This is a genomic window from Sphingomonas sp. jy18 (assembly GCF_056931895.1).
The window spans coordinates 37,371-63,906 of record NZ_JBXPBT010000009.1 but is presented as its reverse complement, the minus strand read 5'-3'; the positions used below and the strand labels follow the sequence as shown (position 1 = coordinate 63,906).

Sequence of the window (26,536 nt, the reverse complement as noted above, 5' to 3'; positions counted from 1 at the left end):
CATGCGCATCCGCATTTTCGCGCGCGGGCGCATCGGGCGCGACCCTGAGGGCGAGATCGTCCAGCGCTATCTCAAGCGGGTGCCGTGGGATGTCGACATCGTCGAATGGCCGGACCGGGGCGGGCCCGGCCTGCCGCCCGCTGATGGCGCCACCCGCACCATATTGCTCGACGAGCGCGGCAAGGACCTCGACAGCGCCGCCTTTGCCGCGCGCATCGGCAACTGGCGCGACGATGGCGTGCGCGAACTGCGTTTCTGCATCGGTGCCGCCGACGGCTTCGACGATGCCGATCGCGCCGCCGCCGATCTGTTGATCTGCTTTGGCCGCATGACCTGGCCGCACATGTTGGCGCGGGCGATGCTCGCCGAGCAATTGTGGCGGGCGCATAGCATTTTGAGCGGCCATCCCTATCATCGCGCCGGATGACGCCGTCTCGCCTCGCCTTGTTGTCCGGTCCGGTGGCGCTCGCTTTTGCGACGACCGCCAGCCTGTCCGCTGCACCGTCGCGCGCGCCCGTCAGCGATGCGCTGGCGATGGAGGCGCGCGAGGAACGCGCTGCGCTGGTCGAGGCGCGGCGTGCGGCGCAGGAGGCGGCGCAGCGGTCCCGCGCGATGCGCGCGCAGGCGGCCACGCTGACCGACCGCGCCGACCGGGACCGCGCCGAGCGCGCCGCGCTGGGGCTGGCGGTGCAGGCGGCGGAGGCCGAACTGGCGGCATTGCAGGCGCAATCGGCGTTGATCGGCACCGCACAGGCGCGGCAGCGGGCACGGCTGGCGGCACAGCAACAGCCGGTCGCCGAACTGCTCGCGTCCCTGCAGATGCTCTCCCGCCGCCCAGCGGTGGCGATGCTGTTCGAGCCGGGGTCGGCCCGGCGCATGGTCCACAACCGCGCGATGATCGAGGCCGTACTGCCGGTCATCCGCCAGCGCACGGCGGCGCTGCGCAGCGAGCTCGATCGCAACGAGCGGCTGGCGGCAGCGCAGGCTGCGGCACAGCGCGCGGCGCGCGCGGGTGCCGAGCGGCTGGCCAACCGGCGTGCCGAGCTGGCGCGCAGCGAAGCCGCACGCCGCGCCGAGGCCACCCGCATCGCCAGCGGCGCGGCGCTGGAGAATGACCGGGCGGCGGTGCTCGCCGAAGATGCCGACAGCATCGGCGGGCTGATCGAGCGGCTGGAGGATGACGGGGTGCGGCGCGACCGTCTGGCCCGTCTGGCCGGGCCGGTGGCGCGGCCGGGCAGCGTCGGCAATGATGGCGTGCGCAGCCTGTGGCGGGATCTGGGCGGCCGCCAGCCGGCCTATCGCCTGCCGGTGGTTGGCCGTGTCGTCACCGGCTTCGGCGAAGCGGCGCCCGATGGCATCCGCTCGCGCGGCCTGACCATCGCGGCGCCCGGGGGCGCGCAGGTGCTGGCGCCGGCGGCTGGGCGGATTGCCTATGCCGCCACCTTCCGCAGCTATGGCCGCATCGTCATCATCGACCATGGCGGCGGCTGGACCAGCCTGATCACCGGCTTAATCACCGTGTCGGTGCGGCCGGGTGACCGGGTCGAGCAGGGCAGCCCGCTCGGGCGCGTCGGCCCGGCATCGCCGCGTGTCGGGGTGGAGCTGCGTCGCGCCGGACAGCCGGTCGATCTGGCCGCTCTCGCCGGTTAGCGGGCGGGTGCAGCGGCGGCGGCCGGTGCGGCCCGCGATACCCGCCAGATGATGTTGCCGACATCGTCCGCCACCAGCAGTGCGCCGTCGCGGCCCTGCCGTGCGTCGGCCGGACGGCCCCACGCCTTGCCGTCGGGGCTGACGAAGTTCGACAGGACGTCGAGCGGCAGCGTGTCGGTCGGCTTGCCATCGGCATCGAAGGCGACGAACACCACCTTGTAGCCGGCCGCGGGCGAGCGGTTCCATGAGCCATGCAGCGCAATGAAGGCGCCGGCGCCCCACGGCGATCCGAGCGCCGGATCGGTGACGAAGCTGAAGCCGAGCGGGGCGACGTGCACACCCAGCGCATAGTCCGGGCGGCGGACATATTGCGCGCGGTTGAGTTCCTCCGGCGGCACGCGCGTGTCGACGAAGCCACCCCAATAATACCAGGGCCAGCCATAGAAGCTGCCTGCCGACACCTGGGTCAGATAGTCGGGCACCATGTCCGAGCCGAGCATGTCGCGCTCATTGACCGTGGCCCACAATTCCCCGGTGACAGGATGGATGGCCAGCCCCGCCGGGTTGCGCAGGCCGTTGGCGAAGGAACGCTTGTAGCCGCTGTCCGGACGCACTTCGAGGATTAGCGCCCGGCCGCGCTCCCATTCGAGGCCACCATCGGCGATATTGCTGTTCGAGCCGACGCCGACATAGAGAAAGCCGTTGGGCCCGGCGACAAGGCTCTTGGTCCAGTGCGAGTTGCTGCCATAGGCGGGCAGATCGACGATCTTGCGACCGGCGGCGGTGATCCGGGTCGCGGCGGGATCATAATCGAAGGCGAGCAGCGCGTCGGTGTTGGCGACGTAAAGGGTCGAGCCGATCAGCGCCATGCCATAGGGCGAGTTGAGCCCGGTTATGTAGGGCGTCTTCACCTCGGCCACGCCGTCGCCATTGGCGTCGCGCAGCAGGGTGATGCGGTTGGCGCTGGGCACGCCGGCACCGGCGCGGCCCATGATCTGGCGGGCCGCCCAGCCTTCGATCCCGCCGCCCTCGCGCGGCGGCGAATTGCTCTCTGCCACCAGCACATCGCCATTGGGCAGCACCAGCATCTGGCGGGGATGGTCCAGCCCCTCGGCAAAGCGGTTGACCGCCAGCCCCGGCGCGGCGGTGGGTGCGGCGCCAGCGCTCCAGCCCACGGCATCCGCCACCCGCACCGTCGGAATGCTCTGCTCGCGCACGGCGGACAATACCGGCACGCGCCCGGTGAGTTCCGCGTTGGACAGGCGGGCCGGGTCCGGCTGCATGGCGAACCACAAGGCAGCGGCACCGATGACGATCAGGGCCAGCAGGCCGAGCAGGATCTTTTTCAGCATGACCCCAAATTACGCGGGAGCGCTGGCCGGTGCAAGCGATGCCGGCAGGGGTGGCCAACAGGGTAAACCGGCTGTTGACCCAATCCGGTGCGGGTTCGCTCAACTGCGTCTGCTATCCGGCACAGCATGTTCTCCGATCTTCTGATTCCCGCTGCTGTGCGAGCCGCAGCAGAGCCGCCCTTTCTTGCCGGAAATGGCGCGGTGGACGATGCGCTGGCGCTGGTCAGCGAATTCGGCAGCGAAGCGGCGCTGGCGGCGCAACTGCGCGCCGCTGCGGCCCGGGCGCGGGACAATGCCGCCCATTTCTGCCGCTGGCGCGAAGTGGAACGGCTGATCGGCTGGATGGATAAGGAGTCGGGGCGCGTCGGCACCCGGCACTGAGCGGCTCGCGGCAAGCCCTGCGACCGGGCTGTGGCGCAGGCGGATCAGCGCCCGCCGCTGGCGATCAGGTCGACGTCGACGAGGCCGCCGGCCATCGGGCGCAGCATCACGACATAGGCAAGGTCGCCGCGCGTGCCGCCGAGCAGATGTTCTTCGCCGCGCACGACATGTTCGGCATCATAACCGGCGCGGCGGGCCTGGGTGTAATAGAAGTCGAGCACCGCCTGCATGCCGGCGCGGCTGCGGAAGTTGACGACGCGGACGTTGCACCGCCCGTTCATCACCCCGGCAGCCTCGACCAGCTCGGCGCGGGGATAGACCGGGAAGGCGGCCGGCAGGCGCTGCGCCCAGCCCGCACCATATTGGATATCGGCAGCACAGGCTTCTCCGCCCTGCTGGCGGGCAAGGCCGCCCAGCGTCGCCGGGCGGGTGACTTCGCAATTGGAATCGCAGGTATCGGACCACGCCACGGCCTCGGGCGCGCGCATCAGAGTGCCGCCGGCAATGCGGCGGGCATCGCCCGTCGCCTCGGTGACCGTGCCGCCGCCCTGTACCGTGGGCACCCCGCCTTCGACCGGGCGCGCGCCGCTGGTCGCGGCATTGGCATTGGATTGGCCGGCAAGATCGCGATCGACCATGATCGGCGTGCCGAGCGCGCCGTTGACAGCGGGGTCGCTGCCGGTGGCGGCGTCCCCTTCGGCAGCCACTTCGGCCTGGCGCCCCTGACAGGCGGCAAGCGACAGGCTCATGCAGACGGCGGCTCCGGCGAGCATCAGGCTGCGGGCGGACATGGCGGCATTCTCCATCGACGACAGGTGCGGCTGCCCGCACTTTCTATGGCGGCACCATGCGGGCGATGGCGGTTAATCGCAAGTTAGCAACAAGGTTAAGCCGTGCCGCGGCTGTGCGCATATGGGACGACCCGACGCCAAGTGTATTATTTTGATGGCACACTTGCGTGCAGGGGTGCGGGGCCTATCTATCGTCCATGCTCAACATCCTTTCCCTGCTCATTGGCGTCGTGGCCCTGTTTCTGGGGATCTTCGCTTTCTTTCCCTTCCTTGGCTGGGCGTACTGGCTGATCGTGCCGCTGGCGCTGGTCGGTCTGGCGTTCGGGCAGCTGTCGAGCAGCCGCAGCGGGCGCAACCTCAACCTGGTGGTGATCATCATCGGCATCGTGCGCCTGTCACTGGGTGGCGGCATCATCTGAGGCTTGCGGCGGTCGTGCGCGGCGCGTAGCGCGCCGCTGTGACCTCTCCCCCATCCACCGCCCGCACCGGGCTGCTGCAGGCGCTCGGCGCGGCCTTCGTCTGGGGCATCATTCCGCTCTACTTCAAGGCGCTGGCGTCGGTCGACGCGGGGGAGGTGGTCGCGCACCGCATTCTCTGGTCGCTGCCGCTGCTGCTGGCGATCCTGTGGTGGCGCAGCGAGCTGCCCGCCATCCGTGCCGCGCTGGCGGTGCCGCGCACCCGGCTGCTGCTGTTTCTCACCAGCCTGTTTATCGCCGGCAACTGGATCGTCTATGTGCTGGCGGTCAATGGCGGGCATGTGCTGGCGGCCAGCCTCGGCTACTTCATCAGCCCGCTGCTGACAGTGATGCTCGGCGCGCTGGTGCTGGGGGAACGGCTGCAACGCCTGCAATGGATTGCCGTTGCCGTCGCGGCGGCGGGCGTTGCGGTGCTCGGCGCCGGGGCATGGCAGACATTGTGGATCAGCCTGGCGCTGGCCGGGCTGTGGGCGCTGTACAGCCTTGCCCGGCGGGTCGCGGTGGTCGACGCCATCCCCGGCCTTGCCATAGAGACGGGGCTGCTGCTGCCGGTGGCGCTCGGCTGGATCGCCTGGCAGGCGGCGCAGGGGCAGGCGCATGGCCTGGGCAGCGATGGCTGGACGGATGTGTTGCTGGTCGGTGCGGGCGCGGTCACCGCCCTGCCGCTGCTGCTGTTCAATCTGGCGGTGAAGAAGATCAGCTTCGCGACCATCGGGCTCATTCAATATGTCGCCCCCTCGATCCAGTTCGTGCTGGCGGTCTTCCTGTTCCGCGAACCGCTGACCATGGCGCACCTCATCGCCTTCCCGCTGATCTGGACCGGGCTTGCGCTCTATAGTTGGTCGGCGTGGAGAACCTTTTCGCAAGTCGCGCGTTGAGGGCGGTTGGCTGACGTCCAGCGAGCGGGAGAATGACATGGCAAGCAGGCACGAAGCGGTAGCGATTCCCTTTGGCATGCGCGGGCAGCGGATGCATGCCTTCCTGGTTGCAGCCGCGCTATTCTGGCTGTTCGCCTATGCCGTGCTGACCGTGAACGCGACTTTGGACCCCACCAGCAGCGGGCGATTGTTCAGCGAGGCGCGGCTGATCGCGACAGCGGCGGGCACGGCCCTGCTGCTCGGCGTGCTGCTGTTCTGGGAATGGACCGGTGCGCTCGACCTGATGGTCCGGCTGCGGATGGCGGCGCTGGCCATCGGCGCGGCATGCACGGCGATGTATGCGGTGCGCCTGTTCGTTGCGCACGAGTTCGGCAACTACGGCGCGACCGAGCTTGCCGATGGCGGACGCTGGGTCATCGCCTGGGCGGGCTATTTCCTCGCCACCGTCAGCATCTGGGTGGCGTGGCGCGCGATGCGCGAAGCGGACGCCCTGCGCGCGCAGCTTGGCAGGGCAGGCCGCTATGAATGCGCCGACGACCCGTTCGGGCTCGGCTAGGTCGTAAACTCTTCAATCAGGCGCCACGCCAGCGTCTCGCCGGCGTGGAACGGAACCACCTGTGTCCCGGCCGCATCGAGTGCCTGCGGCACGGCGTGGGCGGTGCGTTCGAGCGTCACCATGGTCTGGTTGAGCGGCAGGCGGTAGAAGGCGGGACCATTTTCCGAGGCAAAGGCCTCCAGCCGGTCGAGCGCGCCTTCTTCCTCGAACACGGCGGCATAGCTTTCGATGGCGAAGGGGGCGTTGAAGATGCCGGCGCAGCCGCAGGCCGCTTCCTTGGCGCCGATCGCGTGCGGTGCGCTGTCTGTCCCCAGAAAATATTTGGCGGAGCCTGACGTGGCCGCGCGGCGCAGCGCCAGCCGATGCTTCTCGCGCTTGGCAACCGGCAGGCAATAGGCATGCGGGCGGATGCCGCCGGCGAACATGGCGTTGCGGTTGATGTGCAGATGCTGCGGAGTGATGGTCGCCGCGATCTGTGGCCCGCTCGCATCGACGAAATCGACCGCTTCGGCGGTGGTGATATGTTCGAAGACGATGCGCAGACCCGGGAAATCGCGGACGATGCCCGACAGGGTACGCTCGATGAAGACAGCCTCCCGGTCGAAGATGTCGACGTGCGAGTCAGTCACTTCGCCATGGATCAGCAGCGGCATGTCGATCGCCTGCATCCGCTCGAGCACGCCATGGATGTGCCGCACATCGGTAACGCCATGCGCGCTGCCGGTGGTGGCATGGGCCGGGTAGAGCTTGGCGGCGGTGAAGACACCCTCGGCATGGCCGCGCGCGATCTCGTCGGGGTCGAGCCCGTCGGTCAGGTAACAGGTGATCAGCGGGGTGAAATCATGCCCTGCCGTGGCGGCAAGGATGCGGTCCCTGTAGGCGGCTCCGCTCTCGACCGTGGTCACCGGCGGCGAGAGGTTCGGCATCACGATGGCGCGGGCGAACTGGCGCGCGGTGTAGGGCGCGACGCTCGCGAGCATGGCGCCGTCGCGCAGATGGACATGCCAGTCGTCGGGGCGGCGGATGGTGATGCGGTCGGGTGACATTTGCATGGCCCGCTCCTACCTAAGCCCCATGCCCGCAACAACCCTCACCGACCGTGCCCTGATCCGTCTTTCGGGAGAGGATGTGCGCGGATTCCTGCAAGGGCTGGTGACCAACGACGTCGCCGGCACGCTGCCGGTGTGGGCGGCGCTGCTGACGCCGCAGGGCAAGTGCCTGTTCGATTTCCTGGTGTGGGCAGATGGCGACGACCTGCTGATCGATTGCGAGCGTGCTGCGGCGGGCGATCTTGCCAAGCGGCTGACGCTGTATCGCCTGCGCCGCAAGATCAGCATCGAACGTGAGCCAGAACTGTGCGTCCATTGGTGTCCCCCTGCGAAGGCAGGGGCCCATCACCGGGACGCGCCGGAAACACCAGCGTCGGAGGAAAGCGCAACCTCCGGTGATGGACCCCTGCCTTCGCAGGGGAGCACCATGATTGACCCCCGCCTTCCCGCCTTGGGCGACCGCTGGTTGGCCCCGGCGACCGAGGACGCTGCAGACGATGCCTGGCGCGCGCACCGCCTGTCGCTCGGTGTGACCGAAGGGCAGGCTGAATTGGGCAGCGGCGAGACATTGTGGCTCGAATGCAATGCGGCAGAGCTCAATGGCGTCAGCTTCACCAAGGGCTGCTATGTCGGCCAGGAAAATACCGCGCGGATGAACTGGCGCTCGACGGTCAACCGGCGGATGGCGGTGGTGCCGCTGGCCGATGCCAAGCGCCAGCGCATCGCCTATCCCGCGCTGGGCCTGTCGGTCGAGCATCGCCGGGTCGAGGACATGGCGGGACAAGGCTGGCGCGACTGGATGGGGGAGCGCGGCTGAACCGCAGCCAGTCCCGCCGGGCTCGTTCATCGACGCGCCAGCGTCCCGCGCCTAGGCTGGCGCACATGATAGTGCGATTCGCCCTTGCCGCCCTCGCTTTCGCCGCGACCGCTGCCCCTGTTGCTGCGCAGGAATGCCAGCGCTCGCGTGCGCCCGACATCGACTTTGCCGAGGCGACCAGCGGGCGGCCGAGCCTGCCCTGCGTGTCGATGACCGGCATTGTCGTCGGGCGACTGTTCGTCGAGGACGAGCGCGCGCGCTATCGGCAGGAGCAGCGCGAAAACGATCCTTCGAGCAGCGGTGCGGTGCTGGGGTTCTACGCGAGCGAGACGTTCGACCGGCCGACCCGTGTCCGGGTGATCGGGCGGCTCAGCGATTGTGACGCGCTGCGCACCGATGCCGAAGCCGCAGCCCGCGAGGGAAGTGGCCAGGACGCGATCGTGATGATGACCGGTTTCTGCCATTATTTCTCCGGTCGGGTGATGCGTGCGGTGCATGTCGATGTGCTGGGCGAGGCGGTGCCGACCCGCCTGACCCGTGCCGAAGCGGGGCCCGATCTCGGCAATCTTGCGCCGCTGGCGGCGGGGGACACCCGCACCCGCATGCTGGCGGCGGCGGCGCGCTTTGCCGATGCGGTGCGCGCCGGCGATCGGACGGTGCTGGCCGCGATGCACGGAGGCGGCCCGGGCGCCCGGCGCAGCCCGCGCGAGATCGACGAGGTGCTGGCGCTGCTGACCGGCGACGCTGCGACCACGCCCTTTGCCTGGTTGCGCAGCGGCGCACCCGTCAGCATCGAAATCTTCGGCTGGAAGCCGCCCTTGTGGGCCGATGAAGCCTGGCAACGCAATGCGCGGGCGAGCGGCGCGGAAGAAGCCATCGCCTGCTTTGCGGGCGAAGGGGACGCTGCAGCGCAGCTATGGCCGATCGACAGCAAGGATGCGGACAATCTGGCGCAGCGCCCCTATGCCTGTACCCGCATCCGTCTGACCGGGCAGGGTGTCGATGCTCCCGCGCAGTTCGACACGATGCAGGCGCGCACCGGCGTTGCCGAACCGGCGCGCTGAGCATTCACCGCGTTTAAACCTGCTGCCGCTAAGCCCTGTCCCCATGCAATGGCGCACCCTGTCCGTCGTGTTTCTGGTCGCCTTCGCGCTGGCCTTGGCCACGCTGCAGTTCGACCGGATCGCTGGCGACGATGCGCCGCGGGCGACGGCGGTCGAATCAACCCGGACAGGGCCGGAAGCGCTGCCGCCGCCACGCTATGGCGCGACGGTGGAGTTGCAGCGGGACATGGACGGCCATTTCCGCGCGGACGTGCTGCTCAACGGTCGGCGGGTGCGGATGCTGGTCGATTCGGGCGCAAGTTTCATCGTCATCGACGAGGCGCTGGCGCAACAGCTGGGCATTGCGCCGCCGGACAACGCCTACACCGGTCGGGCATTGACCGCGAACGGCGAGGTCGAGTTCGCACCGGTGCGGCTGGCGAGCGTGCGGATCGGCGATGTCGAGCGCGTCGACATTCCCGCCGGGGTGATGCGCGGCAGTGCATTGTCCACCCCGCTGCTTGGCCAATCCTTTCTGGGCACCCTGTCCGAGGTGACGATCAGCGGCGACACGATGAAGCTGAAGTGACGGCGATACTCACGGTCGCGACCCCAGGTTGCAACGCCGCGTTCCCCGCGCCATCTTGGGCGCCATGACCGATCAGACCCTGCCGCCGCTGCGTGCGGCCATCATTCCCGTCACCCCGCTGCAGCAGAATTGCACGCTGCTGTGGTGCACCGCCACCAACAAGGCGGCGTTCGTCGATCCGGGCGGCGACCTGCCCAAGCTGCGCGCGGCGCTGGCGCAGACCGGGCTGACGCTAGAAAAAATCCTGATCACCCACGGCCATATCGACCATTGCGGAGAGGCGGGTACGTTCGCCAGGGAATTGGGCGTGCCGATCGAAGGGCCGCACGAGGACGACCGCTTCTGGATCAGCCGACTCGACGAGGACGGCCGCAAATATGGCGTCAACGGCGCCGTGTTCGAGCCCGATCGCTGGCTGGAGCATGGCGATACCGTGACTGTCGGCAACTGCACGCTCGACGTCATCCACTGCCCCGGCCATACGCCGGGCCATGTGGTCTTCCATCATGCGCCGTCCAAGATCGCGATTGTCGGCGACGTGCTGTTCAAGGGGTCGATCGGCCGCACCGATTTCCCGATGGGCAATCATGCCGATCTGATCGAGGCGATTACCACCCGGCTGTGGCCGCTTGGCGGGGAGACCATCTTCGTCCCCGGCCATGGCCCCACCAGCAGTTTTGCGCATGAGCGCAAGACCAACGCCTATGTCAGCGACTATATCCTGAGCTGAGCCGTCGCGGTCAGGCGTCGGCGCCGATGCTGGACGGCACCGGCGGCATCGACAGCGCCGCATAGCCCCACCACACGGCGAGGCCGGCCAGCGTCAATGTCACCAGCATGGTCAGCAGCACGCCGGCCATCCGGGCCTTGCTGTCGCTTTCCGCGTCCATGCCCACCGCATGCGCGATCCGCGCGACAATATAGACGGGGGCGATGATCGCCAGCCACAGCCGGTCGATACCGCCGAGCTCGAGCGCGAGGAACAGCACCAGGATCACCGGCGTGTTTTCGGCGAAGTTGAGCTGCGCGCGCATCCGCCGCGCGAGCAGGGGATTGCCGCCGTCGCCATGGCTGATCTTGGCGCTGGCGCGCACCCGGCCGCAGCGGATGGACAGCCACAGATTGACCAGTGCGGCGGCTGCGGCGAAGATCAGCGTCACTGCCGGTGTCATGATTTTTCCCCCGATATTGCTCCCATGCGCGGTGTAGTGGGGCAGGCACGCAAGACATTCAACCGGCAATGCTTGCCTTTTGACGGCATTTCGCTATGGCCCGCCAACGATCGGCTAGTGCGATTCCCTCTCTCTGCGCCCGTTGCCCTGGTGCCGCATGCTTGTCTGCGTGGCGGTGCAGGGGCGATTTGCCAATGGCAGGGGGAAAGCGTAAGGGCCGCCCGAACAGACAATGACATCAGAATCGAACAGGTAGTCCCATGGCCGTCCCCAAGCGAAAGACCTCTCCGTCGAAGCGCGGCATGCGCCGCAGCCATGACGCGCTGAGCGTCGAAGCATTCCAGGAATGCTCGAACTGCGGTGAGCTGAAGCGCCCGCATCACATCTGCAATGCCTGCGGCCACTACAACGGCCGCGAAGTGGTGGCAGTCGGCGCCTGAGCCGCAAGCTGGTCGGCGAGAGGATGAGCCTGGTGGGACCAAAGCCGCGGATCGCGATCGATGCGATGGGCGGCGATACCGGTCCCGAGGTCATGCTTGCCGGCGCTGCCCTTGCGCTGGAGCGCCATCCCGATCTCAGCTTCCTGCTGGTCGGCGACGCAACGCGGATAGAGGCGACGCTGGTCGCCCATCCGTCCCTGCGCGCTTGCTCCACGGTCGTGCATACCGATCAGGTCGTGTCCGGCGATGACAAGCCCGGCCAGGCGCTGCGCAAGGCGCGCGGCTCCTCGATGGGCCTCGCCATCGATGCAGTGAAGCAGGGCACGGCCGGTGGCGCGGTTTCGGCCGGCAATACCGGCGCGCTGATGGCGATGGCCAAAGTCGCGTTGCGGACCATGCCGGGCATCGACCGGCCCGCGCTTGCCGCGCTGCTGCCGACGCTCGGCGACAATGACGTGGTGATGCTCGATCTGGGCGCCAACACCGAATGCGACGCCAACAATCTCGTCGAATTCGCGCTGATGGGCGCCGCCTATTCGCGCACTGCGCTCGGCGTCGAGCGGCCGCGCGTGGCCCTGCTCAACATCGGCACCGAAGAACTGAAGGGCATCGATTCGGTGCGAGAGGCAGCAGCGACGTTGCGCGCGGCCGAGGGGCTGGGTTTCGAATTCTGTGGCTATGTCGAAGGTGACAAGCTGTCGCGCGGCAATGTCGATGTGGTGGTGCACGACGGATTTTCCGGCAACATCGCCCTCAAGACCATCGAGGGCACGGCGCGGTTCGTGACCGATCTGCTGCGTCGGGCCTTCACCAGCTCGCTGCGCTCCAAGCTCGGTTTCCTCATCTCCCGCCCGGCCACCGAACTGCTGCGGCACCACCTCGACCCCAACAATCATAATGGTGCGGTCTTCCTCGGCCTCAACGGCGTGGTGCTGAAAAGCCACGGCAGCGCCAACGACAAGGGCGTGGCCAATGCCATCCATGTCTGCGCCGAGCTGCTCGCCAAGGATATCGTCGGACAGGTGCAGACCGACCTTGCCGGGCTGAAAGCGTCGGGACAGCCCGCGCGAGCTACAGCGGCGCAATGATCCGGCGCAGCCTCATTGCCGGAACGGGCAGCGCCCTGCCGGTTCGCTGCGTTACCAATGCCGAACTTGCCGAGAAGGTCGATACCACCGACGCATGGATCGTCGAGCGCACCGGCATCCGCCAGCGCCATATAGCCGGGCAGGGCGAGACAACCGCGACGCTGGCTACCGCGGCGGCGCGGCAGGCACTGGCGGCCGCAGGCCTTCCGACCAGCGCCATCGGCATGATCGTGCTGGCGACGACGACTCCCGACAGCACGTTTCCGGCAACCGCCACCAAGGTGCAGGCCTCGCTGGGCATCGACGATTGCGTCGCCTTCGATGTGCAGGCGGTCTGCTCGGGGTTCCTCTATGCGCTCAGCGTGGCTGACGCGATGCTGCAAGCGGGTGCTGCCGAGCATGCGCTGGTGATCGGCGCCGAGACGATGAGCCGCATTCTCGACTGGGAAGACCGCGCCACCTGCGTATTGTTCGGGGACGGGGCCGGCGCGGTCGTGCTGAGCCGCAGCGATGATGCGGGGGATCGCGGCATTCTGGCGAGCCGGTTGCACGCCGACGGGCGGCATGGCCCGATGCTCTATGTCGACGGCGGGCCATCGACGACGCAGACCGTCGGGCATCTCAGGATGCAGGGGCGCGAGGTGTTCCGCCATGCGGTGACCAACCTGGCATCGGTGCTGGGCGAGGTGCTGGCGGCTGGCGGGCATCGGCCCGAGGACGTCGACTGGGTGGTGCCGCATCAGGCCAATGCCCGGATAATCGACGCGACGGCGAAAAAGCTGGGGCTCGATCCCGAACGGGTGGTGCGCACCGTCGATCGTCACGCCAATACCTCTGCCGCCTCAGTGCCGCTGGCGCTGGATGAGGCGGTGCGCGATGGCCGCATCAGGCCGGGCCAACTGGTCGTGCTGGAGGCAATGGGCGGCGGCTTTACTTGGGGTGCCAGCCTGCTGCGGATGTAGTGCCGCAGCGCTCCGGAATCGTCATGCAAGTGTAATCAGCTTGCGCCTGTCCAGTCATCGCGCTACCTTTCTCAAGCGCTAGATTTTCGGATGGGGAGCCGGCAGCGTATGACTGTTTCTACTTTGACCCGAGCCGACATTGCCGAGGCCATCTACACGAAATTCGGGCTGTTACGGGCGGAGAGCGCTCGGATGGTCGAAGCGGTACTGACCCGCATCGTCGCCAGTCTGGAGCGCGGCGAGGAAGTGAAGCTGAGCGGCTTTGGCACCTTCACGCTGTCGGACAAGCGCGAGCGGGTCGGTCGCAATCCCAAGACCGGAATCGAAGCCCGCATCACGCCGCGCCGAGTGGTCGGATTTCGGCCAAGTCAGGCGCTGCGCGGCCGCGTTTCGAATAGCGGCTGAACAATATGGCCAAATCCGACGATGCGTTGAAGACCATCGGAGAGTTGGCAGCCGAGACCGGAATTGCCCCGCACATCCTGCGCTATTGGGAGCGCAATGTTGCAGCCTTGAGGCCCCTGCGCCGCGCCGGCGGGCGCCGCTACTATCGCACCGGGGACATCGCCATCGTGCGCCAGTTGCACCGCTTGGTCACCGAGCAGGGCTATACGCTGGAAGGCGCGGCGCGCGCGGTCGGCGTTGGCGGAGCGGCGCAATCGCCCTCGGCCGAAGCACCCGCCCCACCCGCGCGCGATGACCGGGGTGGCGGCATCTCGCTGGCCCGGCTGACCCTGCTGCGGGATCGGTTGCAGGCCGCGCTGGACCGCTGATCCCTTCGTCTTTCGCCGTTGCGGCGGTCAATCGTCGTCCGGGCCAAGCGACGCATCAAGGTCACGCGGGCGCTTGAAATGGGTCAGCGCGGCCGTGCGCACATCGGCGTCCGCCCAGCTGTCGATCGCCAGGTCGAGCATCGCCAGCGCCGCTGTCGGATATTTTTCCTCGATCTGGTCGCGCAGCGGCGAGCTGCCGTCGTCGGGCACCAGTTCGAGAATCAAATCCTCCATGCCGGGATTATGGCCGGACATCAGCACATGCTGCACATCGTCGGGCAGATCGCGCAGACAGTCGAACAGCGTCGCCGAGGACGCCAGGTAGATGCGCCGGTCCCAATGCGGTTCGATATCGTCCAGCCCGGCGGCGGGCAGGAACAGGTCGAGCGTTTCGGTCACCCGGACCGCTGGAGAGGCGATGATGTAATCGATGTCGAGCAACCCCTCACGGCGGGCATAGTTGCCGATCGCTTCGGCCCCGCTGCGCCCGCGCGGGTTGAGCGGCCGGTCGAAATCGCGGGCGACCGGATCGTCCCAGCCCGACTTGGCATGGCGCAACATGCTCAGCTTCTTCATGCCCGCACTCTCCCCGGCGTGATGGCGATTCTCGTGTTCGGCACCCTAGTCGGAGCCGACCGCAGGTAAAGCCTTTCGTCATCCCCGCGACGGCAGGGATCCGGCTGGCAGGGCATCGATTGGACCCCCGCGCCCGTGGGCATGACGAGTTTGCCGATGCGGTGCTCCTGCCGCTGCGACGCGCACGATCGCCTCTTCCAGGCTCACCCGTCGCACCGGCGTCGCCGCTGGAAAGGCACTGAGCAGGCGGGACGGCACCGCGCCCGACAACAGCACGAACTGCCCGCGGTCGCCGGCGCGGCGGATCAGCCGGCCGAAGGCCTGCGCCAGCCGGGTGCGGATGATCTCGTCGTCATAGGCGCTGCCACCATTCGCCATCCGTCGCGCGGCGTGCAGCACCGACGGTTTGACCCATGGCACCCCCTCCATCACCACCAGCCTCAGGGATTCGCCGGGCACGTCGACGCCGTCGCGCAGCGCATCGGTGCCGAGCAGCGAGGCGCGCGGGTCATCGCGGAAAATGTCGATCAGCGTGCCGGTGTCGATCGGGTCGACATGCTGGGCGTAGACGGGCAGGCCGCTGCGCGCGAGATGATCGGCGATGCGCGCATGCACGCTGCGCAACCGGCGGATGGCGGTGAACAGGCCGAGCGTGCCGCCGCCCGCCGCTGCGATGAGCCGGGCATAGGCATTGGCCAGCGCCGGCATGTCGCCGCGCTTGATGTCGGTGACGATCAGCACCTCGCTGGCTTGCCCATAATCGAACGGGCTTTCAGCGGCGAAATGCAGCGGCGGCTTGGCCAGATGCAGCGCGCCGGAGCGGCGGTCGGCGCGGTCCCAGTCGCCCAGCGCCAGCGTCGCCGAGGTCACCAGCACGCCATGCGCGGGCGCCAAAACTGTCTCTGCAAGCGGTCTGGTCGGGTCGAGCCAGCGGCGGTGCAGCCCGATGTCGATCTCTCGCCCGTCGATGCGGTCGACCGCCAGCCAGTCGACGAAACCCGGGTCGGCCGGGCCGCCGATCCGCGCCACCAGCCCGGCCCAGGCCCGCAGGGTATCGCGACGCCAGCCCAGTGCCGACAGCGCCCCGTCGATGCGCGCGCGTGCCTGCCCGTCCATCCAGTCGGGCGGTTCCTCCAGAAGTGCCTCCAGCCGCTGGCCGAGCAGGGTCAGCGGGCGCAGCAGCGCATCGAGCGCCAGCATCGCCTCTCCGGCCATTGCCACGGTGGTGCCGTCGGGCTCGGCCAGTTCGGCCTCCAGCCCATAGCCGGCGTCGCCCTCGCGCCGTTCGCCCTGCGCGTCGCGGGCATAGACCAGCGCGCGCACTGCCGCGAGCAGTTGCTCGATCGGGCCATCAGGGAAACCTTCGTTGATGCGCGTCAGCCAGCCGTCGCCGGGCAGTGCCAGCGCGGCGAGGCGCGCGGCCTCGATGGCTTCTCCCCCGGCATCGTCATAGCTGGCGACGTCGGCGAGGCGCGCGGCGAGACCGCGCCGGCGCCCCCGGCTCTTGCCCTCGGGGCCGATCACCCAGCGGCGCAATTCTATGGCTTCCTGCCCGGTCAGCGCGGCCGCGAAAATCGAGTCCGCCGCATCGAACAGATGATGGCCTTCGTCGAAGATCATCCGTGTCGGCGGGCTTTCCCCTTCCCGCCCGCGCGCGGCGTTGACCATCATCAGCGCATGGTTGGCGATGACGATGTCCGCGTCCCGCGCCGCGCGCGCCGAACGTTCGATGAAGCATTTGCGCCAGTGCGGGCAGCCGGCATAGATGCACTCGCCGCGCCGGTCGGTCAGCGCGGTGGCGCCAGCGCGGCGGAACAGGGTCGGCAACCAGCCGGGCAGATCGCCGCCGACCATGTCACCATCGCGGGTATAGGCTGCCCAGCGCGCCGCGAGTTGCGCGAAGATCGCTGCCCGCCCGGAAAAGCCGCCCTGCAGCGCATCTTCCAGATTGAGCAGGCAGAGATAATTTTCCCGCCCCTTGCGCACCGCCACCTTGGCCCGGTGGGTGACCTCGTCGGGGTAGAGCCGACGCGTTTCGCGCGCCAATTGCCGTTGCAGGTTCTTGGTGAAGGTGGAGATATGGACGGTGCCGCCGGACGCGGCGCTCCATTCGCTGGCCGGGGCGAGATAGGCGAGCGTCTTGCCGATGCCGGTGCCGGCCTCCGCCAGCAGCATCACCGGCCCGCCCTTGCGGTCGCGCGGTGCGAACATTCCCGCCGTCGCCTCGGCCATGGCGCGCTGGCCGGCGCGCTGCTCGGCACCATGACCGGTCAGTTCGGCCAGCCTGAGCGCGGCGGCCTCGGGCGGGACGGAAACGGGGCGCGGCTGCGGGCGCGGGTTGCTCTCTTCCCATTCGGGCAGGCGCGCGAACAGGCTGGGCTCGCCCTTGGCGGGGGTCTTGAGCCGCGGGGTGACCGCCGGGGCCCAGGGCCAGCGTGCTCTGGCGAGGCCTTGCGCCATGTCCCACGCTCCTTCGCGCTCGGCCCAGTCCCTGGCCTCCAGCGTGGCGAGCAGCTTGCCCGCGCAGGCGAGCAGCAGGCGTGGCACGTCGGGGTCAGCCGCATCCGCGCCGCCGATGCCCAGCGCACTTGCCAGGCCCTTAGGTGTCGGCACGGCAAAGCGGGCCGGATGGACGAAGGCGAACAGTTCGAGCAGGTCGAGCCCCGACAGGTCGGGATAGCCCAGCCGCTGTCCCACAATCGGCGCGCCGAGCAGGATGACCGGCGTGTCAGCCGCGATCCGCACCGCCTCCCCGCGCCCCAGCGCCCGCGTCTCGCCGGTCGGCGCGGCCAGCCAGATACCGGCGTGACTGGCATGCAGCGCAGGGAAGGGCAGGGGGGGCATGCCCCAGCATTAGAGGGTGAGGAACAGAAGTGAAACACAAAAGCCGATTGCGCTTTCGCGTAACCTGTTTTGCTGCATGTGCGAAACAAGGCTATGAAAACGCGTTCGGAGGGGATCGCATGACGGAGAACAACCGGCCCAAGGTGGTCATCATTGGCGGCGGATTCGGCGGCCTTGCCGCAGCGCGCGGGCTGGCCCATGCCGCCGTCGATGTCACGTTGATCGACAAGCGCAACCACCACCTGTTCCAGCCCCTGCTCTATCAGGTAGCGACCGCCGGGCTCTCGCCCGCCGACATCTCTGGCTCGATCCGCTCGATCTTCGCCCGCCAGGCCAATTGCCGCGTGATCCTCGACCGGGTCTACGGCATCGATCGCGCGCGCCGCCTTGTCATCTGCGGCGAGAATGCGCCGATTCCCTATGATCATCTGGTCATCGCCACCGGCGCGCGGCACAGCTATTTCGGCCGTGACGAGTGGGAACCGTTTGCGCCGGGCATCAAGACCATCGAGGATGCGACCGCGGTGCGCCGCAACATCCTGCTCGCGCTCGAACGCGCCGAGACCGAAACCGACGAGGAGCGGCGCAAGGCGCTGCTGACCTTCGTGGTCATCGGCGGCGGGCCGACCGGTGTCGAGATGGCCGGCGCGATTGCCGAACTGTCGCGTCAATCGGTGTCGATGGATTTCCGCCACATCACCCCGCATTGCTCCAAAATCTATCTGGTGCAGCGCCCCAACCGGCTGCTCCCTGCCTTTCCCGAGGAACTGTCGGCCAAGGCAAAGGCCGCGATCGAGTCGCTGGGGGTTGAGGTGCTGTGCGGTACCGGTGTCGATGCGGTCGATGCGACAGGCGTGCACGCCGGCGGCATGTTCATCCCCGCGCACACGGTCATCTGGGCCGCCGGCGTCACCGCCTCGCGCGCTGCCGAATGGCTCGAGTGCGATCGCGACAGTTCGGGCCGGGTGAAAGTCGACGCGATGCTCAACGCCTGCGGCGACGCATCCGTCTATGTCATCGGCGATACCGCCGCCTGCACCGACGCCAGCGGGCGGATGCTGCCGGGCGTCGCGCCGGTCGCCAAGCAGCAGGGCAAATATGTGGCGCGCGCCATCCGGGCGGCGCTGCACGGGCGGACGGTCGAGCCGTTCCGCTACCGCGACTATGGCAATCTCGCGACCATCGGCCGCAGCCGCGCGGTCGCCGATTTCGGGCGGGTGCGATTGTCGGGCTTCAGCGCCTGGCTGACATGGAGCATCGCCCACATCCTGTTCCTCAGCAGCTACCGCAACCGCGTGGTGGTCGCGCTGAGCTGGGTGTGGAGCTACATCACCTTCGACCGCAGCGCGCGGCTGATAACGGGAGACGTCGCGCCGGATTTGCCGGCGACGCGGGTGGCGGAGCCGGTGCTGCGGGGGCGGTAGGGGGGAAGCGCGGGACGGCTGGAATGGGTTGGAAAATGGACATAGACACTGACGAGCTATGCAGGCAAAAGTCAGAGTCATGGAGTGGCTTGAGCCGTGGGTGGCAATCGCAGATTTGGACTGGCCTGAACAGAAAAAGGCCGAATATCGGGCTGGTTGGGAGCGCCAGCTTGTTCGTGAAGTCGGTCCCAAGCACATCTTAAAAGGCTTGGCTGGTGAGCTTATAGCTCGGCGTTTTGACAGCGATGATGCGCTTTTCATATTGCAAGACGGCAGAGTAGCGGAGGTCCATCTGACTTGGGCACGTGGCGAAGAGGCCGATCCGGCGTGGCCCGCAACTGGCCTGTTCAGTTCGCTTCACGAATGGGCAAGGGAAAGCATGATCGAGCAGCATAAGGAGTGGATTGCCTAACTGGCATTTTTCAGAGGGAGGTCCACAAGTGGGCGCTTTCCGCCACAGGACTGACGGCGACATTGGGGTCGTTAGCCGACGGGCAAGTTTCTCTTTCGACCGCCCCCCTACAATCGCCCCCATCCCCCGCTTGCCTCTCGCCGCACAAAGCCGCAATGGGCGCAGGCTATGATCGAACTCACCGTTGACATGCTGCAGGAGGCAGCGACCCGTTCCAAGGCCTGGCCGTTCGAGGAGGCGCGGCGGATCGTCAAGCGCTGGCCGCAGGGCAAGCCGGCGGCATTGGGGCCGGTGCTGTTCGAGACCGGCTACGGGCCGTCCGGGCTGCCGCACATCGGTACCTTCCAGGAAGTGCTGCGCACGACGATGGTGCGCCGCGCCTATGAGGCGCTGGTGCCTGGCGCGGCGACGCGGCTGGTGGCGTTCAGTGACGATATGGACGGCTTGCGCAAGGTGCCGGACAATGTCCCCAATGCGGACATGCTGCGCGAGCATCTCGGCAAGCCGCTGACGGTGGTGCCCAATCCCTTCGGCACCGGGCATGACAGTTTTGCCGCGCACAACAATGCCATGCTGCGCGCCTTCCTCGATCGCTTCGGCTTCGATTACGAGTTCGTCAGCTCGACCGAGCAATATCGTTCGGGCGCGTTCGACGAGGCGCTGCGCAACGTGCTGCGCAACTATGACGCGATCATGGGCGTGATGCTGCCGACGCTGCGCGCCGAGCGCGCCGCGACCTATTCCCCCGTGCTGCCGGTCAGCCCCACCACCGGCCATGTGCTGCAGGTGCCGATCACTGTCGTCGATGCCGAAGCCGGGCTGGTGCGGTTCGAGGAGGACGGCCGCACCATCGAGCACTGCATCCTGTCCGGCGGCTCCAAGCTGCAGTGGAAGCCCGACTGGGGCATGCGCTGGGCGGCGCTGGGCGTCGATTACGAGATGTGCGGCAAGGACCTGACGGACAGCGTCACGCTGGGCGGCAAGATCGCGCAGATCCTCGGCGGACGGAAGCCCGAGGGCATGATCTACGAGCTGTTCCTCGACGAAAATGGCGAGAAGATTTCCAAGTCCAAGGGCAATGGCCTGACCATCGAACAGTGGCTGACCTATGGCACCGAGGAGAGTCTGGCCTTCTATCTCTATCGCGAGCCCAAGTCCGCCAAGTCGCTGCACCCCGGCGTCATCCCCCGCGCTGTCGATGAATATGAGCAGTTCCGGGCGAGCTATGCCGCGCAGGATGTGGACAAGCGGCTGGGCAATCCGGTGCATCATATCCATGGCGGAGCGGTGCCTGCGGATGGCCCGCCGGTGACCTTCGGCCTGCTGCTCAATCTGGTCGGTGTGCTCGGTCCCTCTGCAACGGAGCTTAATGTCACACAGTATCTAAAGAAATACCTTGGCGTTGCTGGGGTCATTGACCGACCTTCAGGTAACATGGTGGAAGCATACAAAAGGCGCGATCCAGACGAGGATTTCTCCAAATTTGTGGGTGCTGCACTGGCGTACAACCGCGATTTCGTCGCGCCGACGCTGGCGCGGCGCAAGCCGACTGCGAGCGAGGCGGGTGCGCTGGCGGCGCTCGATGCGGCGCTCGACACGCTGGGCGAAAGCGCCAGCGCCGAGGATATCCAGACCGCCGTCTACGAGATCGGCAAGGACGAAGCGCATGGCTTCGCGTCCTTACGCGACTGGTTCAAGGCGCTCTACGAAATCCTGCTGGGCAGCGAGCAGGGCCCGCGCATGGGCAGCTTCATCGCGCTCTATGGCGTCGCCAACACCCGCGCACTGATTGCGGAGGCGCTGGCCTGAATGGCGCGCGACCGGCGCCGGTGCCGGATGGCGGGTGTCGCTGCGGTCGCGGCGTTGCTGCTGGTCGGGGCAGCTCCGCCGCCGGCGAACGGCATCGGACCGGTCCCCGACGCGGTCCGGGCCGAATTCGGCATCGCCAGCCGCTGGTATGCCAAATATCTGGACGCCGACGGGATTCCTGTCCTGGGCTCGGCCGGGGTATCGGATGCCGCGCTGTACAAGGCGCAACGGCAGGCGATGCTGCTGATGCGCACCATGCCGCGCTCGGTTGCGGCACAGCTGAGAACGCAGCGCAACCGCATTGTCATTCTGGCCGCCGATGAGGGCGTTGGCGACATCCCGGAATTTGCCGCCGCCTTTCCCGACCGGTCGATCGACCAGCGCTTCTGGGCCGGGTTCGGCGCCACGCTTACGCTGCCGATCACCGCGGGCACGGAGGACAATCTGCTCCGCAACAGCAATCAGGAGAATATATTCGTCCATGAGCTTGCGCACACCATTGGCGAGCTTGGCCTGGCCAGCATCGACCTGGCGTTCGTAGAGCAACTGCAGCAGGCCTATGCGGCGGCGCAGGCGGCAGGTTTATGGAACAACAGCTATGCCGGCAGCAGCCTGAACGAATATTGGGCAGAAGGCGTACAGACCTATTTCGACGTCAATCGTGAGGGCGTTGCCGGCGGGGATGGCGTGCATAATCACGTCAACACCCGGGCCGAGCTGGCCGATCATGACCGGCTGCTGTTTGCCTTGCTCAGACGGGTCTATGGCGATGCCGAACTTCGGTGAGCTGGCGGACGGAGCGCAGTCATGAGTCCCTTTCACATTGCCCAGATCAACATCGCGCGCTTCGCGCTGCCCAAGGACGATCCGGCCAACGCGCCCTTCATGACCGCGCTGGACCCGGTCAACGCCGAAGCGGATGGGGCGCCCGGCTTTGTCTGGCGGCTGGTGGGGGAAGGCAATGATGCGATCGATATCGATGCCGTGCCCGATGATCCGCGGCTGGCGGTCAACATGTCGGTGTGGACCGGCATCGATGCGCTTGCCGACTTCGTCTACCGCAACGCCAGCCATCTTGCCATCATGCGGCGGCGGCGCGAGTGGCTGGAGCATATCGCCGTCTATCAGGCGCTGTGGTGGGTGCCCGCCGGGCATATCCCCAGCGTTGCCGAGGGCCTCGCCAAAATCGCACATCTCGCCGAGCACGGCCCGACCAGCGAAGCCTTTACCTTCGCCCGGGCTTTCCCCGCGCCAGACGGCACGACCGCGGCGCCGGTGGCGGATCGCTGCGACGCCGTGTGACGTGGCGCGGTCCGGCGACCCAGCGGCGCAGTTCAGGTCATGCGCCTTTGCCCTTGCCTTGCTTTTGTCGCTTGGCGCTGGTGGCAATTAAGCACCTCGCCGCTTGCCAGCGCCTGCCCATCCTGTATTGATACGGCAATACACATAGTCAGAGGATCGTTCGATGTCCCGCCTTCGCATAGCCTTGCTCGCCAGTCTGTCCCTGCCTTTCGCCAGCGTTGCCATGGCAGCGGAGAGCGCGCCGGAAACGGTTGTTGCCTCGGCCGCGGCGGCCGCCACCGTGCAGGCCGAAGGCGCCAGCAGCGCACAGAGCGCGGCGCATGAGGCGCTGTGGCAGCTGTTCCGTGACAGCGATGAAGACCAGTTGCGGCGCAACCCCCTGTTCGCGCTGTTCCGTGGCGACAATCGCTATGCCGACCAGCTCGGCGACGGCATCACCGATGCCTATTTCGCGGCCGAGCGGGCGGCCAATGAATCCGAGCTGGCGCGATTGAGCGCCATCGACCGGGCAGCGCTCAACCCGACCGACCAGCTCGCCTATGACGTCTTTGCCTATCAGCTGCGGGACAATTTGCGCGGACTGACGCCGGAAATCCTGGCACTGACCACGGTGCGGCCGATCAACCATTTCTTCGGCGTGCACACTTTCTATCCCAATTTCGCCAGCGGGCAGGGCGGTGCGCCGTTCCGCACGATCGAGGATTATGAGAATAATCTGAAGCGCCACACCCAGTTCGCGACGCTGATCGACCGGTCGATCGGCCGCTTCCGCGAGGGCATGGCGTCGGGCGTCGTCGAAACGCAGCTGACCATCCGCAACGTCATCGCCCAGCTCGACACGCAATTGGCCCAGCCGCTCGAGGAATCGCCCTACTACGGGCCGGCGACGCGCTTTCCGGAAGGCTTTACCGATGCGCAGAAGGCCGAACAGACCGCCAAGCTGCGCGCATCGCTGACCGGAGAGGTGTTCCCGGCACTGACCCGGCTGCGCGACTTCCTGCGCGATGAATATCTGCCGGTGGCGCGCGAAGGCGTCGGCCTGCTGCACATGCGCGGCGGCCCCGAGCTCTATCGCCAGCTGGTCGAGCAGACCACCACCCTGCCGCTCGATCCCGAAGAGATCCACAATCTCGGCCTGTCGGAGGTGGCGCGCATTCGTGGCGAGATGGAAGCTATCAAGACGCAGGTCGGCTTTACCGGCAGCCTGACCGATTTCTTCAACTTCATCCGCACCGATCCGCAATTCAAGGAAGCGACGCGGGAGTCGCTGACCCAGCGTTATTATGCGGTCGGCCGTCAGGTCGACCAGGTGATCGGGCGCTTCTTCTCCACCATCCCGCGCGCGCCGCTGGAAATCCGCCCCTATGAGGAGTTCCGCGAGCGGTTCGAAGCGGGCGGCAGCTATCAGCAGGGCACGCCGGACGGCTCGCGCCCAGGCATCTTCTATTTCAACGCCTATGATCTGCCGAGCCGCACGACGCCGGGCATCACCACCCTCTATCTGCACGAGGGCGCGCCGGGGCACCATTTCCAGATCAGCCTCGCGCAGGAAAATGATGCGCTGCCCCCGTTCATGCGCTTTGGCGGCAATACCGCCTATGTCGAGGGCTGGGCGCTCTATGCGGAGACGCTGGGCACCGAAATGGGGCTGTACGACGATCCTTATCAGCGCTTCGGCACGCTCTCCGACGAGATGCTGCGCGCGATGCGTCTGGTGGTCGATACCGGCATCCACGCCAAGGGTTGGACCCGCGACCAGGCGATCGACTATATGCTCGCCAACAGCGACATGGGTCGCACCGACGCCACCGCCGAGGTCGAGCGATACATCGCCATCCCGAGCCAGGCGCTGGCCTACAAGATCGGCGCGCTGACCATCCAGCGGCTGCGTGCCAAGGCACAGAGCGAGCTCGGCGACCGCTTCGACATCCGCGATTTCCACGCGCAGATCCTGATGACCGGCGCACTGCCGCTGCCGATCCTCGAACAGAAGATCGACGCCTGGATCGCCCGGGTGAAAGCAGGGTAAAGGCTTGATTGACAGTGCAGGCTTGCAACTTGCCGCGGATGCCCGATAGCATGGCGGCGAGCGGAACAGGGCTGCACCAGTGGATCATCAGGACGACATCGCGGCAATCGCTGCGGCGCTGGGCTGCGATGCCGAGGCCGCGATGGAATTGCTTGCCTCGAGTCGCCTGACCGACCTGCCCGGCGGCACCTATCTGGTCCATCAGAGCGAGTCGGCGCCCCTTACCTGGCTGGTGCTGGACGGGACCTTGCGCTGCGAAGTCCTGTCCAGCGACGGCCGGATGACGGTGGCGGCTACCCACCCGCCTGGCGACATCGTCGGCGAATTCGGGATGGGCGGCGCGCCCATGGCGGGGGCGCTGGTGACGGTGGGGAGGGTGAGCCTGCTGGCCTGCACCGCGCAGGCGATCGAACGGTTGGCGCTGGCGCGCCCCGGATTCGCGCTCGCGCTCGCGCGCGCCTATGCCCGGCAGGCCGGCACCATGACCCAGCGGCTGGCGACTCGCATCAGCCTGACTGCAGCGGGCCGCATCTATGCACGCCTCCTCGAACTCGCCGGGCCGGACAATGTCATCGCCCCGCCGCCGGTGGTGTCGGCGCTGGCGGTCAGCGTTCAGACCACGCGCGAGACGACGTCGCGCACCATTTCCGCGCTGGAGAGACGCGGCATCATTGCCCGTGACGACAAGCGGCTGATCATCCAGTCGCCGCGCATGCTCGAAGACATGATCGTCTGACGGGCTGGCTTAGCGCCCGTCGAAATCATAGACTTCCAGCGGCCCTGTCGGCCCGTCGATGACACCGGCCAGTGTCGGTCGCGCGCCTTCGCACTGCGCGATCACCAGCAAAGCTGCAGGGCGGGACAGCAGGATGTGATCGGGATCCGCCACCTGCCGCAGCCCGGTCAGGCGCGGGCTGATGCTGTCGGGTTCGGTCGCGACATGGATGTCGACCACGTCGCCGGGGCTCACCCGGCCCGGCAAGCCGGAGATGGCCGACAACGCAATGTGTTCATGGTCCGATTCGCCGCAATGATCGACAGTGCAACAGGGCGCCTCCGGCCCCGAAAGCGGTGCGGCCCGGGCATCGCTGCGCTGGTCCAGCGCCACGGTAAGCAGCCGGTGCGGTGCGGCGAGCAGCGGCACGTCGTCGGCACCCGACCAGCGCGCCCGCAGCATGACAGGTTCGCTGTCGCAGGCGATGGCCTCGGCGACGGCGAGACCCATCGCCATGTCATCGGCAAGGCGGACCGCGGCAGGGGTCAGCCCCCCTTCTTCTTCAAGGATCTCCAGCCCGTCGGCACGCTCCAGCAGCCGGTCGAACCGGGCCGCCCAGTCGCCACCCAGCGGCTCGACGGAGCCGGCGCGAAAGCTCTCGGTATCGCTCGGCAACACCACATGCAGTTCTGCGCCGCCCGCTACCGCTGCTTCTGCCGCAACGATGTCGGTCCCCGCGGCCAGCGCGCCATAGGCCATGGCCGGCCCGATTTTCTGTACAGCCTCGACGATCGCCTGTTCGGCCGCATCGCCGACAATGCCCATCGGGCCCCGGAAGTGCATGACCGGCGGTAGCGCGAAATCGGCCAGCCAGCTGCTGTCGGCATCACCGTGGCTGAGGATGCGGCGGAACTGGCGCAATGTCGCTGCGCGGTCCTCCCGCGCCTTCGGGGCCAGCGCCACCGCCTGGGCCAGCGCCTCGCGCGCGTCGGCGATACGCCCCATCAGCAGCAGTGCTTCGGCGCGGGTTGCCCCGCGCCAATAGGGTGTCTCAGCCCCATGCCGTCCCTGGTCGAGCAGTTCCAGCAGGTCGGCTGCCAGCCGCGCGGCGGTCGGGCGGTCGCCGCGCAGATAAACCAGCGTCGCCGCGTTGATGCGCGGATAGCTGTCCTCGGTAAGAACCGACGCTGCCGAATAGGCTTCGGCGGCACGGCGCAACAGCGCGATGCGCTCGTCTCCCGACGCGCGCATCGCCAGATCCTTGAGCAATCGTCCCTTGAGCGTCAGCAAGCCCGCGTTGGCACCGGCCGTGTCGAAGCCTGCGGCGCAAAAGGCTTCCCATGCCCGTGTTGCTGATCCCGACCGGGCCAGTCTTCTGATAATGGCTCGCTCGGTCATCGTGCTGGTG

General features: G+C 67.6%; 29 protein-coding genes. 22 read left to right on the top strand and 7 right to left on the bottom strand.

What is annotated here, in order from left to right:
* Position 1: 1 nt before the first annotated feature.
* Positions 2 to 427 (top strand): 23S rRNA (pseudouridine(1915)-N(3))-methyltransferase RlmH, encoded by a 426-nt coding sequence (locus AC0QC4_RS15720; RefSeq protein ID WP_483660984.1) that lies wholly within the window; start codon positions 2 to 4, stop codon positions 425 to 427.
* On the top strand, positions 424 to 1,650 hold the full coding sequence (locus tag AC0QC4_RS15715) for a murein hydrolase activator EnvC family protein (protein ID WP_483660980.1): 1,227 nt from the start codon (positions 424 to 426) through the stop codon (positions 1,648 to 1,650). The genes AC0QC4_RS15720 and AC0QC4_RS15715 overlap by 4 nt, the downstream gene beginning before the upstream one ends.
* On the opposite strand, the gene AC0QC4_RS15710 is transcribed toward AC0QC4_RS15715, so the two are convergent.
* Complete coding sequence (locus tag AC0QC4_RS15710; RefSeq protein ID WP_483661080.1) at positions 1,647 to 2,999, bottom strand: PQQ-dependent sugar dehydrogenase; 1,353 nt, start codon at positions 2,997 to 2,999, stop codon at positions 1,647 to 1,649. The genes AC0QC4_RS15715 and AC0QC4_RS15710 overlap by 4 nt on opposite strands.
* Positions 3,000 to 3,128: 129 nt before the next feature.
* Here AC0QC4_RS15710 and AC0QC4_RS15705 point away from each other — a divergent pair, with 129 nt between their 5' ends.
* Complete coding sequence (locus AC0QC4_RS15705) at positions 3,129 to 3,383, top strand: hypothetical protein (RefSeq protein ID WP_483660977.1); 255 nt, start codon at positions 3,129 to 3,131, stop codon at positions 3,381 to 3,383.
* A 44-nt stretch (positions 3,384 to 3,427) separates the two neighbouring features.
* On the opposite strand, the gene AC0QC4_RS15700 is transcribed toward AC0QC4_RS15705, so the two are convergent.
* Positions 3,428 to 4,174, bottom strand: a complete 747-nt coding sequence (locus AC0QC4_RS15700) for a hypothetical protein (protein WP_483660975.1) — start codon at positions 4,172 to 4,174, stop codon at positions 3,428 to 3,430.
* Between the two features lie 197 nt (positions 4,175 to 4,371).
* Here AC0QC4_RS15700 and AC0QC4_RS15695 point away from each other — a divergent pair, with 197 nt between their 5' ends.
* From AC0QC4_RS15695 to AC0QC4_RS15685, 3 genes are read left to right on the top strand one after another with little or no spacing between them, the layout of a single operon-like run.
* A complete protein-coding gene (locus tag AC0QC4_RS15695; protein WP_483660974.1) occupies positions 4,372 to 4,593 on the top strand; it encodes a hypothetical protein in 222 nt (73 codons plus the stop codon).
* A gap of 38 nt (positions 4,594 to 4,631) precedes the next feature.
* Positions 4,632 to 5,528 (top strand): EamA family transporter RarD, encoded by an 897-nt coding sequence (gene rarD / locus AC0QC4_RS15690; protein WP_483660972.1) that lies wholly within the window; start codon positions 4,632 to 4,634, stop codon positions 5,526 to 5,528.
* A gap of 37 nt (positions 5,529 to 5,565) precedes the next feature.
* The gene (locus AC0QC4_RS15685; RefSeq protein ID WP_483660970.1) at positions 5,566 to 6,084 is read left to right on the top strand and encodes a hypothetical protein; all 519 of its coding nucleotides are present in this window, start codon (positions 5,566 to 5,568) and stop codon (positions 6,082 to 6,084) included.
* On the opposite strand, the gene pyrC is transcribed toward AC0QC4_RS15685, so the two are convergent.
* Entirely contained in the window at positions 6,081 to 7,136 is a 1,056-nt protein-coding gene (pyrC, locus tag AC0QC4_RS15680) for a dihydroorotase (protein WP_483660968.1), read from the bottom strand. The genes AC0QC4_RS15685 and pyrC overlap by 4 nt on opposite strands.
* A gap of 22 nt (positions 7,137 to 7,158) precedes the next feature.
* On the opposite strand from pyrC, the gene ygfZ reads away from it, so the two are divergent.
* The 4 genes from ygfZ (at position 7,159) to AC0QC4_RS15660 (ending at position 10,312) form a co-directional block, all read left to right on the top strand.
* Positions 7,159 to 7,950: a CAF17-like 4Fe-4S cluster assembly/insertion protein YgfZ gene (ygfZ, locus tag AC0QC4_RS15675; RefSeq protein ID WP_483660966.1), complete on the top strand. Its 792-nt coding sequence runs from the start codon at positions 7,159 to 7,161 to the stop codon at positions 7,948 to 7,950.
* 65 nt (positions 7,951 to 8,015) lie between these two features.
* The gene (locus tag AC0QC4_RS15670) at positions 8,016 to 9,014 is read left to right on the top strand and encodes a hypothetical protein (protein WP_483660964.1); all 999 of its coding nucleotides are present in this window, start codon (positions 8,016 to 8,018) and stop codon (positions 9,012 to 9,014) included.
* A gap of 43 nt (positions 9,015 to 9,057) precedes the next feature.
* Positions 9,058 to 9,582 carry a retropepsin-like aspartic protease family protein gene (locus tag AC0QC4_RS15665; RefSeq protein ID WP_483660962.1) on the top strand — a complete coding sequence of 175 codons (525 nt, stop codon included), beginning with the start codon at positions 9,058 to 9,060 and terminating at the stop codon, positions 9,580 to 9,582.
* A 64-nt stretch (positions 9,583 to 9,646) separates the two neighbouring features.
* Positions 9,647 to 10,312: an MBL fold metallo-hydrolase gene (locus AC0QC4_RS15660; RefSeq protein WP_483660960.1), complete on the top strand. Its 666-nt coding sequence runs from the start codon at positions 9,647 to 9,649 to the stop codon at positions 10,310 to 10,312.
* A 10-nt stretch (positions 10,313 to 10,322) separates the two neighbouring features.
* Here AC0QC4_RS15660 and AC0QC4_RS15655 read toward each other — a convergent pair whose 3' ends face one another.
* Positions 10,323 to 10,754: an MAPEG family protein gene (locus tag AC0QC4_RS15655; RefSeq protein ID WP_483660958.1), complete on the bottom strand. Its 432-nt coding sequence runs from the start codon at positions 10,752 to 10,754 to the stop codon at positions 10,323 to 10,325.
* A 260-nt stretch (positions 10,755 to 11,014) separates the two neighbouring features.
* Here AC0QC4_RS15655 and rpmF point away from each other — a divergent pair, with 260 nt between their 5' ends.
* The 5 genes from rpmF to AC0QC4_RS15630 all read left to right on the top strand — a co-directional run bounded on the left by rpmF (position 11,015) and on the right by AC0QC4_RS15630 (position 14,017).
* Positions 11,015 to 11,194 carry a 50S ribosomal protein L32 gene (gene rpmF / locus AC0QC4_RS15650; RefSeq protein ID WP_483660956.1) on the top strand — a complete coding sequence of 60 codons (180 nt, stop codon included), beginning with the start codon at positions 11,015 to 11,017 and terminating at the stop codon, positions 11,192 to 11,194.
* A gap of 32 nt (positions 11,195 to 11,226) precedes the next feature.
* A complete protein-coding gene (gene plsX, locus AC0QC4_RS15645) occupies positions 11,227 to 12,282 on the top strand; it encodes a phosphate acyltransferase PlsX (RefSeq protein ID WP_483660953.1) in 1,056 nt (351 codons plus the stop codon).
* Positions 12,279 to 13,244, top strand: coding sequence for a beta-ketoacyl-ACP synthase III (locus AC0QC4_RS15640; RefSeq protein WP_483660951.1), 966 nt, complete (start codon positions 12,279 to 12,281; stop codon positions 13,242 to 13,244). Before plsX ends, AC0QC4_RS15640 begins: the two co-directional genes overlap by 4 nt.
* A gap of 108 nt (positions 13,245 to 13,352) precedes the next feature.
* Positions 13,353 to 13,649 (top strand): integration host factor subunit alpha, encoded by a 297-nt coding sequence (locus tag AC0QC4_RS15635; RefSeq protein ID WP_483660949.1) that lies wholly within the window; start codon positions 13,353 to 13,355, stop codon positions 13,647 to 13,649.
* Positions 13,650 to 13,654: 5 nt separating this feature from the next.
* A complete protein-coding gene (locus tag AC0QC4_RS15630) occupies positions 13,655 to 14,017 on the top strand; it encodes a MerR family transcriptional regulator (RefSeq protein ID WP_483660947.1) in 363 nt (120 codons plus the stop codon).
* A gap of 27 nt (positions 14,018 to 14,044) precedes the next feature.
* Here the strand turns inward: AC0QC4_RS15630 and AC0QC4_RS15625 are convergent, their stop codons facing one another.
* Together AC0QC4_RS15625 and AC0QC4_RS15620 are read right to left on the bottom strand one after the other, a co-directional pair.
* On the bottom strand, positions 14,045 to 14,593 hold the full coding sequence (locus AC0QC4_RS15625) for a SixA phosphatase family protein (protein WP_483660944.1): 549 nt from the start codon (positions 14,591 to 14,593) through the stop codon (positions 14,045 to 14,047).
* 78 nt (positions 14,594 to 14,671) lie between these two features.
* On the bottom strand, positions 14,672 to 17,437 hold the full coding sequence (locus tag AC0QC4_RS15620; protein WP_483660941.1) for an ATP-dependent DNA helicase: 2,766 nt from the start codon (positions 17,435 to 17,437) through the stop codon (positions 14,672 to 14,674).
* Between the two features lie 119 nt (positions 17,438 to 17,556).
* On the opposite strand from AC0QC4_RS15620, the gene AC0QC4_RS15615 reads away from it, so the two are divergent.
* From AC0QC4_RS15615 to AC0QC4_RS15585, 7 genes are all read left to right on the top strand, one after another.
* On the top strand, positions 17,557 to 18,861 hold the full coding sequence (locus tag AC0QC4_RS15615; protein ID WP_483660939.1) for an NAD(P)/FAD-dependent oxidoreductase: 1,305 nt from the start codon (positions 17,557 to 17,559) through the stop codon (positions 18,859 to 18,861).
* Positions 18,862 to 18,919: 58 nt separating this feature from the next.
* Entirely contained in the window at positions 18,920 to 19,273 is a 354-nt protein-coding gene (locus AC0QC4_RS15610; RefSeq protein WP_483660937.1) for a hypothetical protein, read from the top strand.
* 168 nt (positions 19,274 to 19,441) lie between these two features.
* A complete protein-coding gene (locus AC0QC4_RS15605; RefSeq protein WP_483660935.1) occupies positions 19,442 to 21,082 on the top strand; it encodes a lysine--tRNA ligase in 1,641 nt (546 codons plus the stop codon).
* A 27-nt stretch (positions 21,083 to 21,109) separates the two neighbouring features.
* Entirely contained in the window at positions 21,110 to 21,868 is a 759-nt protein-coding gene (locus AC0QC4_RS15600; RefSeq protein ID WP_483660933.1) for a hypothetical protein, read from the top strand.
* 21 nt (positions 21,869 to 21,889) lie between these two features.
* The gene (locus tag AC0QC4_RS15595; protein ID WP_483660931.1) at positions 21,890 to 22,384 is read left to right on the top strand and encodes a DUF3291 domain-containing protein; all 495 of its coding nucleotides are present in this window, start codon (positions 21,890 to 21,892) and stop codon (positions 22,382 to 22,384) included.
* Positions 22,385 to 22,547: 163 nt separating this feature from the next.
* On the top strand, positions 22,548 to 24,413 hold the full coding sequence (locus AC0QC4_RS15590; protein WP_483660929.1) for a DUF885 domain-containing protein: 1,866 nt from the start codon (positions 22,548 to 22,550) through the stop codon (positions 24,411 to 24,413).
* A gap of 79 nt (positions 24,414 to 24,492) precedes the next feature.
* Positions 24,493 to 25,149, top strand: a complete 657-nt coding sequence (locus AC0QC4_RS15585) for a Crp/Fnr family transcriptional regulator (RefSeq protein ID WP_483660927.1) — start codon at positions 24,493 to 24,495, stop codon at positions 25,147 to 25,149.
* Positions 25,150 to 25,158: 9 nt separating this feature from the next.
* Here the strand turns inward: AC0QC4_RS15585 and AC0QC4_RS15580 are convergent, their stop codons facing one another.
* Entirely contained in the window at positions 25,159 to 26,526 is a 1,368-nt protein-coding gene (locus AC0QC4_RS15580) for a tetratricopeptide repeat-containing protein (RefSeq protein ID WP_483660925.1), read from the bottom strand.
* Positions 26,527 to 26,536: the final 10 nt, after the last annotated feature.

Excerpts from the sequence above, each read along its gene's own strand:
- AC0QC4_RS15640 (WP_483660951.1), top strand. The coding sequence starts at position 12,279 with ATGATCCGGCGCAGCCTCATTGCCGGAACGGGCAGCGCCCTGCCGGTT.
- AC0QC4_RS15625 (WP_483660944.1), bottom strand. The coding sequence starts at position 14,593 with ATGAAGAAGCTGAGCATGTTGCGCCATGCCAAGTCGGGCTGGGACGAT.
- rpmF (WP_483660956.1), top strand. The coding sequence starts at position 11,015 with ATGGCCGTCCCCAAGCGAAAGACCTCTCCGTCGAAGCGCGGCATGCGC.
- AC0QC4_RS15600 (WP_483660933.1), top strand. The coding sequence starts at position 21,110 with ATGGCGGGTGTCGCTGCGGTCGCGGCGTTGCTGCTGGTCGGGGCAGCT.
- AC0QC4_RS15635 (WP_483660949.1), top strand. The coding sequence starts at position 13,353 with ATGACTGTTTCTACTTTGACCCGAGCCGACATTGCCGAGGCCATCTAC.
- AC0QC4_RS15655 (WP_483660958.1), bottom strand. The coding sequence starts at position 10,754 with ATGACACCGGCAGTGACGCTGATCTTCGCCGCAGCCGCCGCACTGGTC.
- AC0QC4_RS15605 (WP_483660935.1), top strand. The coding sequence starts at position 19,442 with ATGATCGAACTCACCGTTGACATGCTGCAGGAGGCAGCGACCCGTTCC.
- AC0QC4_RS15665 (WP_483660962.1), top strand. The coding sequence starts at position 9,058 with ATGCAATGGCGCACCCTGTCCGTCGTGTTTCTGGTCGCCTTCGCGCTG.
- AC0QC4_RS15580 (WP_483660925.1), bottom strand. The coding sequence starts at position 26,526 with ATGACCGAGCGAGCCATTATCAGAAGACTGGCCCGGTCGGGATCAGCA.
- AC0QC4_RS15705 (WP_483660977.1), top strand. The coding sequence starts at position 3,129 with ATGTTCTCCGATCTTCTGATTCCCGCTGCTGTGCGAGCCGCAGCAGAG.
- AC0QC4_RS15630 (WP_483660947.1), top strand. The coding sequence starts at position 13,655 with ATGGCCAAATCCGACGATGCGTTGAAGACCATCGGAGAGTTGGCAGCC.
- AC0QC4_RS15670 (WP_483660964.1), top strand. The coding sequence starts at position 8,016 with ATGATAGTGCGATTCGCCCTTGCCGCCCTCGCTTTCGCCGCGACCGCT.
- AC0QC4_RS15695 (WP_483660974.1), top strand. The coding sequence starts at position 4,372 with ATGCTCAACATCCTTTCCCTGCTCATTGGCGTCGTGGCCCTGTTTCTG.
- AC0QC4_RS15685 (WP_483660970.1), top strand. The coding sequence starts at position 5,566 with ATGGCAAGCAGGCACGAAGCGGTAGCGATTCCCTTTGGCATGCGCGGG.
- AC0QC4_RS15620 (WP_483660941.1), bottom strand. The coding sequence starts at position 17,437 with ATGCCCCCCCTGCCCTTCCCTGCGCTGCATGCCAGTCACGCCGGTATC.
- AC0QC4_RS15610 (WP_483660937.1), top strand. The coding sequence starts at position 18,920 with ATGCAGGCAAAAGTCAGAGTCATGGAGTGGCTTGAGCCGTGGGTGGCA.
- AC0QC4_RS15615 (WP_483660939.1), top strand. The coding sequence starts at position 17,557 with ATGACGGAGAACAACCGGCCCAAGGTGGTCATCATTGGCGGCGGATTC.
- ygfZ (WP_483660966.1), top strand. The coding sequence starts at position 7,159 with ATGCCCGCAACAACCCTCACCGACCGTGCCCTGATCCGTCTTTCGGGA.
- pyrC (WP_483660968.1), bottom strand. The coding sequence starts at position 7,136 with ATGCAAATGTCACCCGACCGCATCACCATCCGCCGCCCCGACGACTGG.
- AC0QC4_RS15720 (WP_483660984.1), top strand. The coding sequence starts at position 2 with ATGCGCATCCGCATTTTCGCGCGCGGGCGCATCGGGCGCGACCCTGAG.
- AC0QC4_RS15660 (WP_483660960.1), top strand. The coding sequence starts at position 9,647 with ATGACCGATCAGACCCTGCCGCCGCTGCGTGCGGCCATCATTCCCGTC.
- AC0QC4_RS15595 (WP_483660931.1), top strand. The coding sequence starts at position 21,890 with ATGAGTCCCTTTCACATTGCCCAGATCAACATCGCGCGCTTCGCGCTG.
- AC0QC4_RS15715 (WP_483660980.1), top strand. The coding sequence starts at position 424 with ATGACGCCGTCTCGCCTCGCCTTGTTGTCCGGTCCGGTGGCGCTCGCT.
- AC0QC4_RS15590 (WP_483660929.1), top strand. The coding sequence starts at position 22,548 with ATGTCCCGCCTTCGCATAGCCTTGCTCGCCAGTCTGTCCCTGCCTTTC.
- AC0QC4_RS15700 (WP_483660975.1), bottom strand. The coding sequence starts at position 4,174 with ATGTCCGCCCGCAGCCTGATGCTCGCCGGAGCCGCCGTCTGCATGAGC.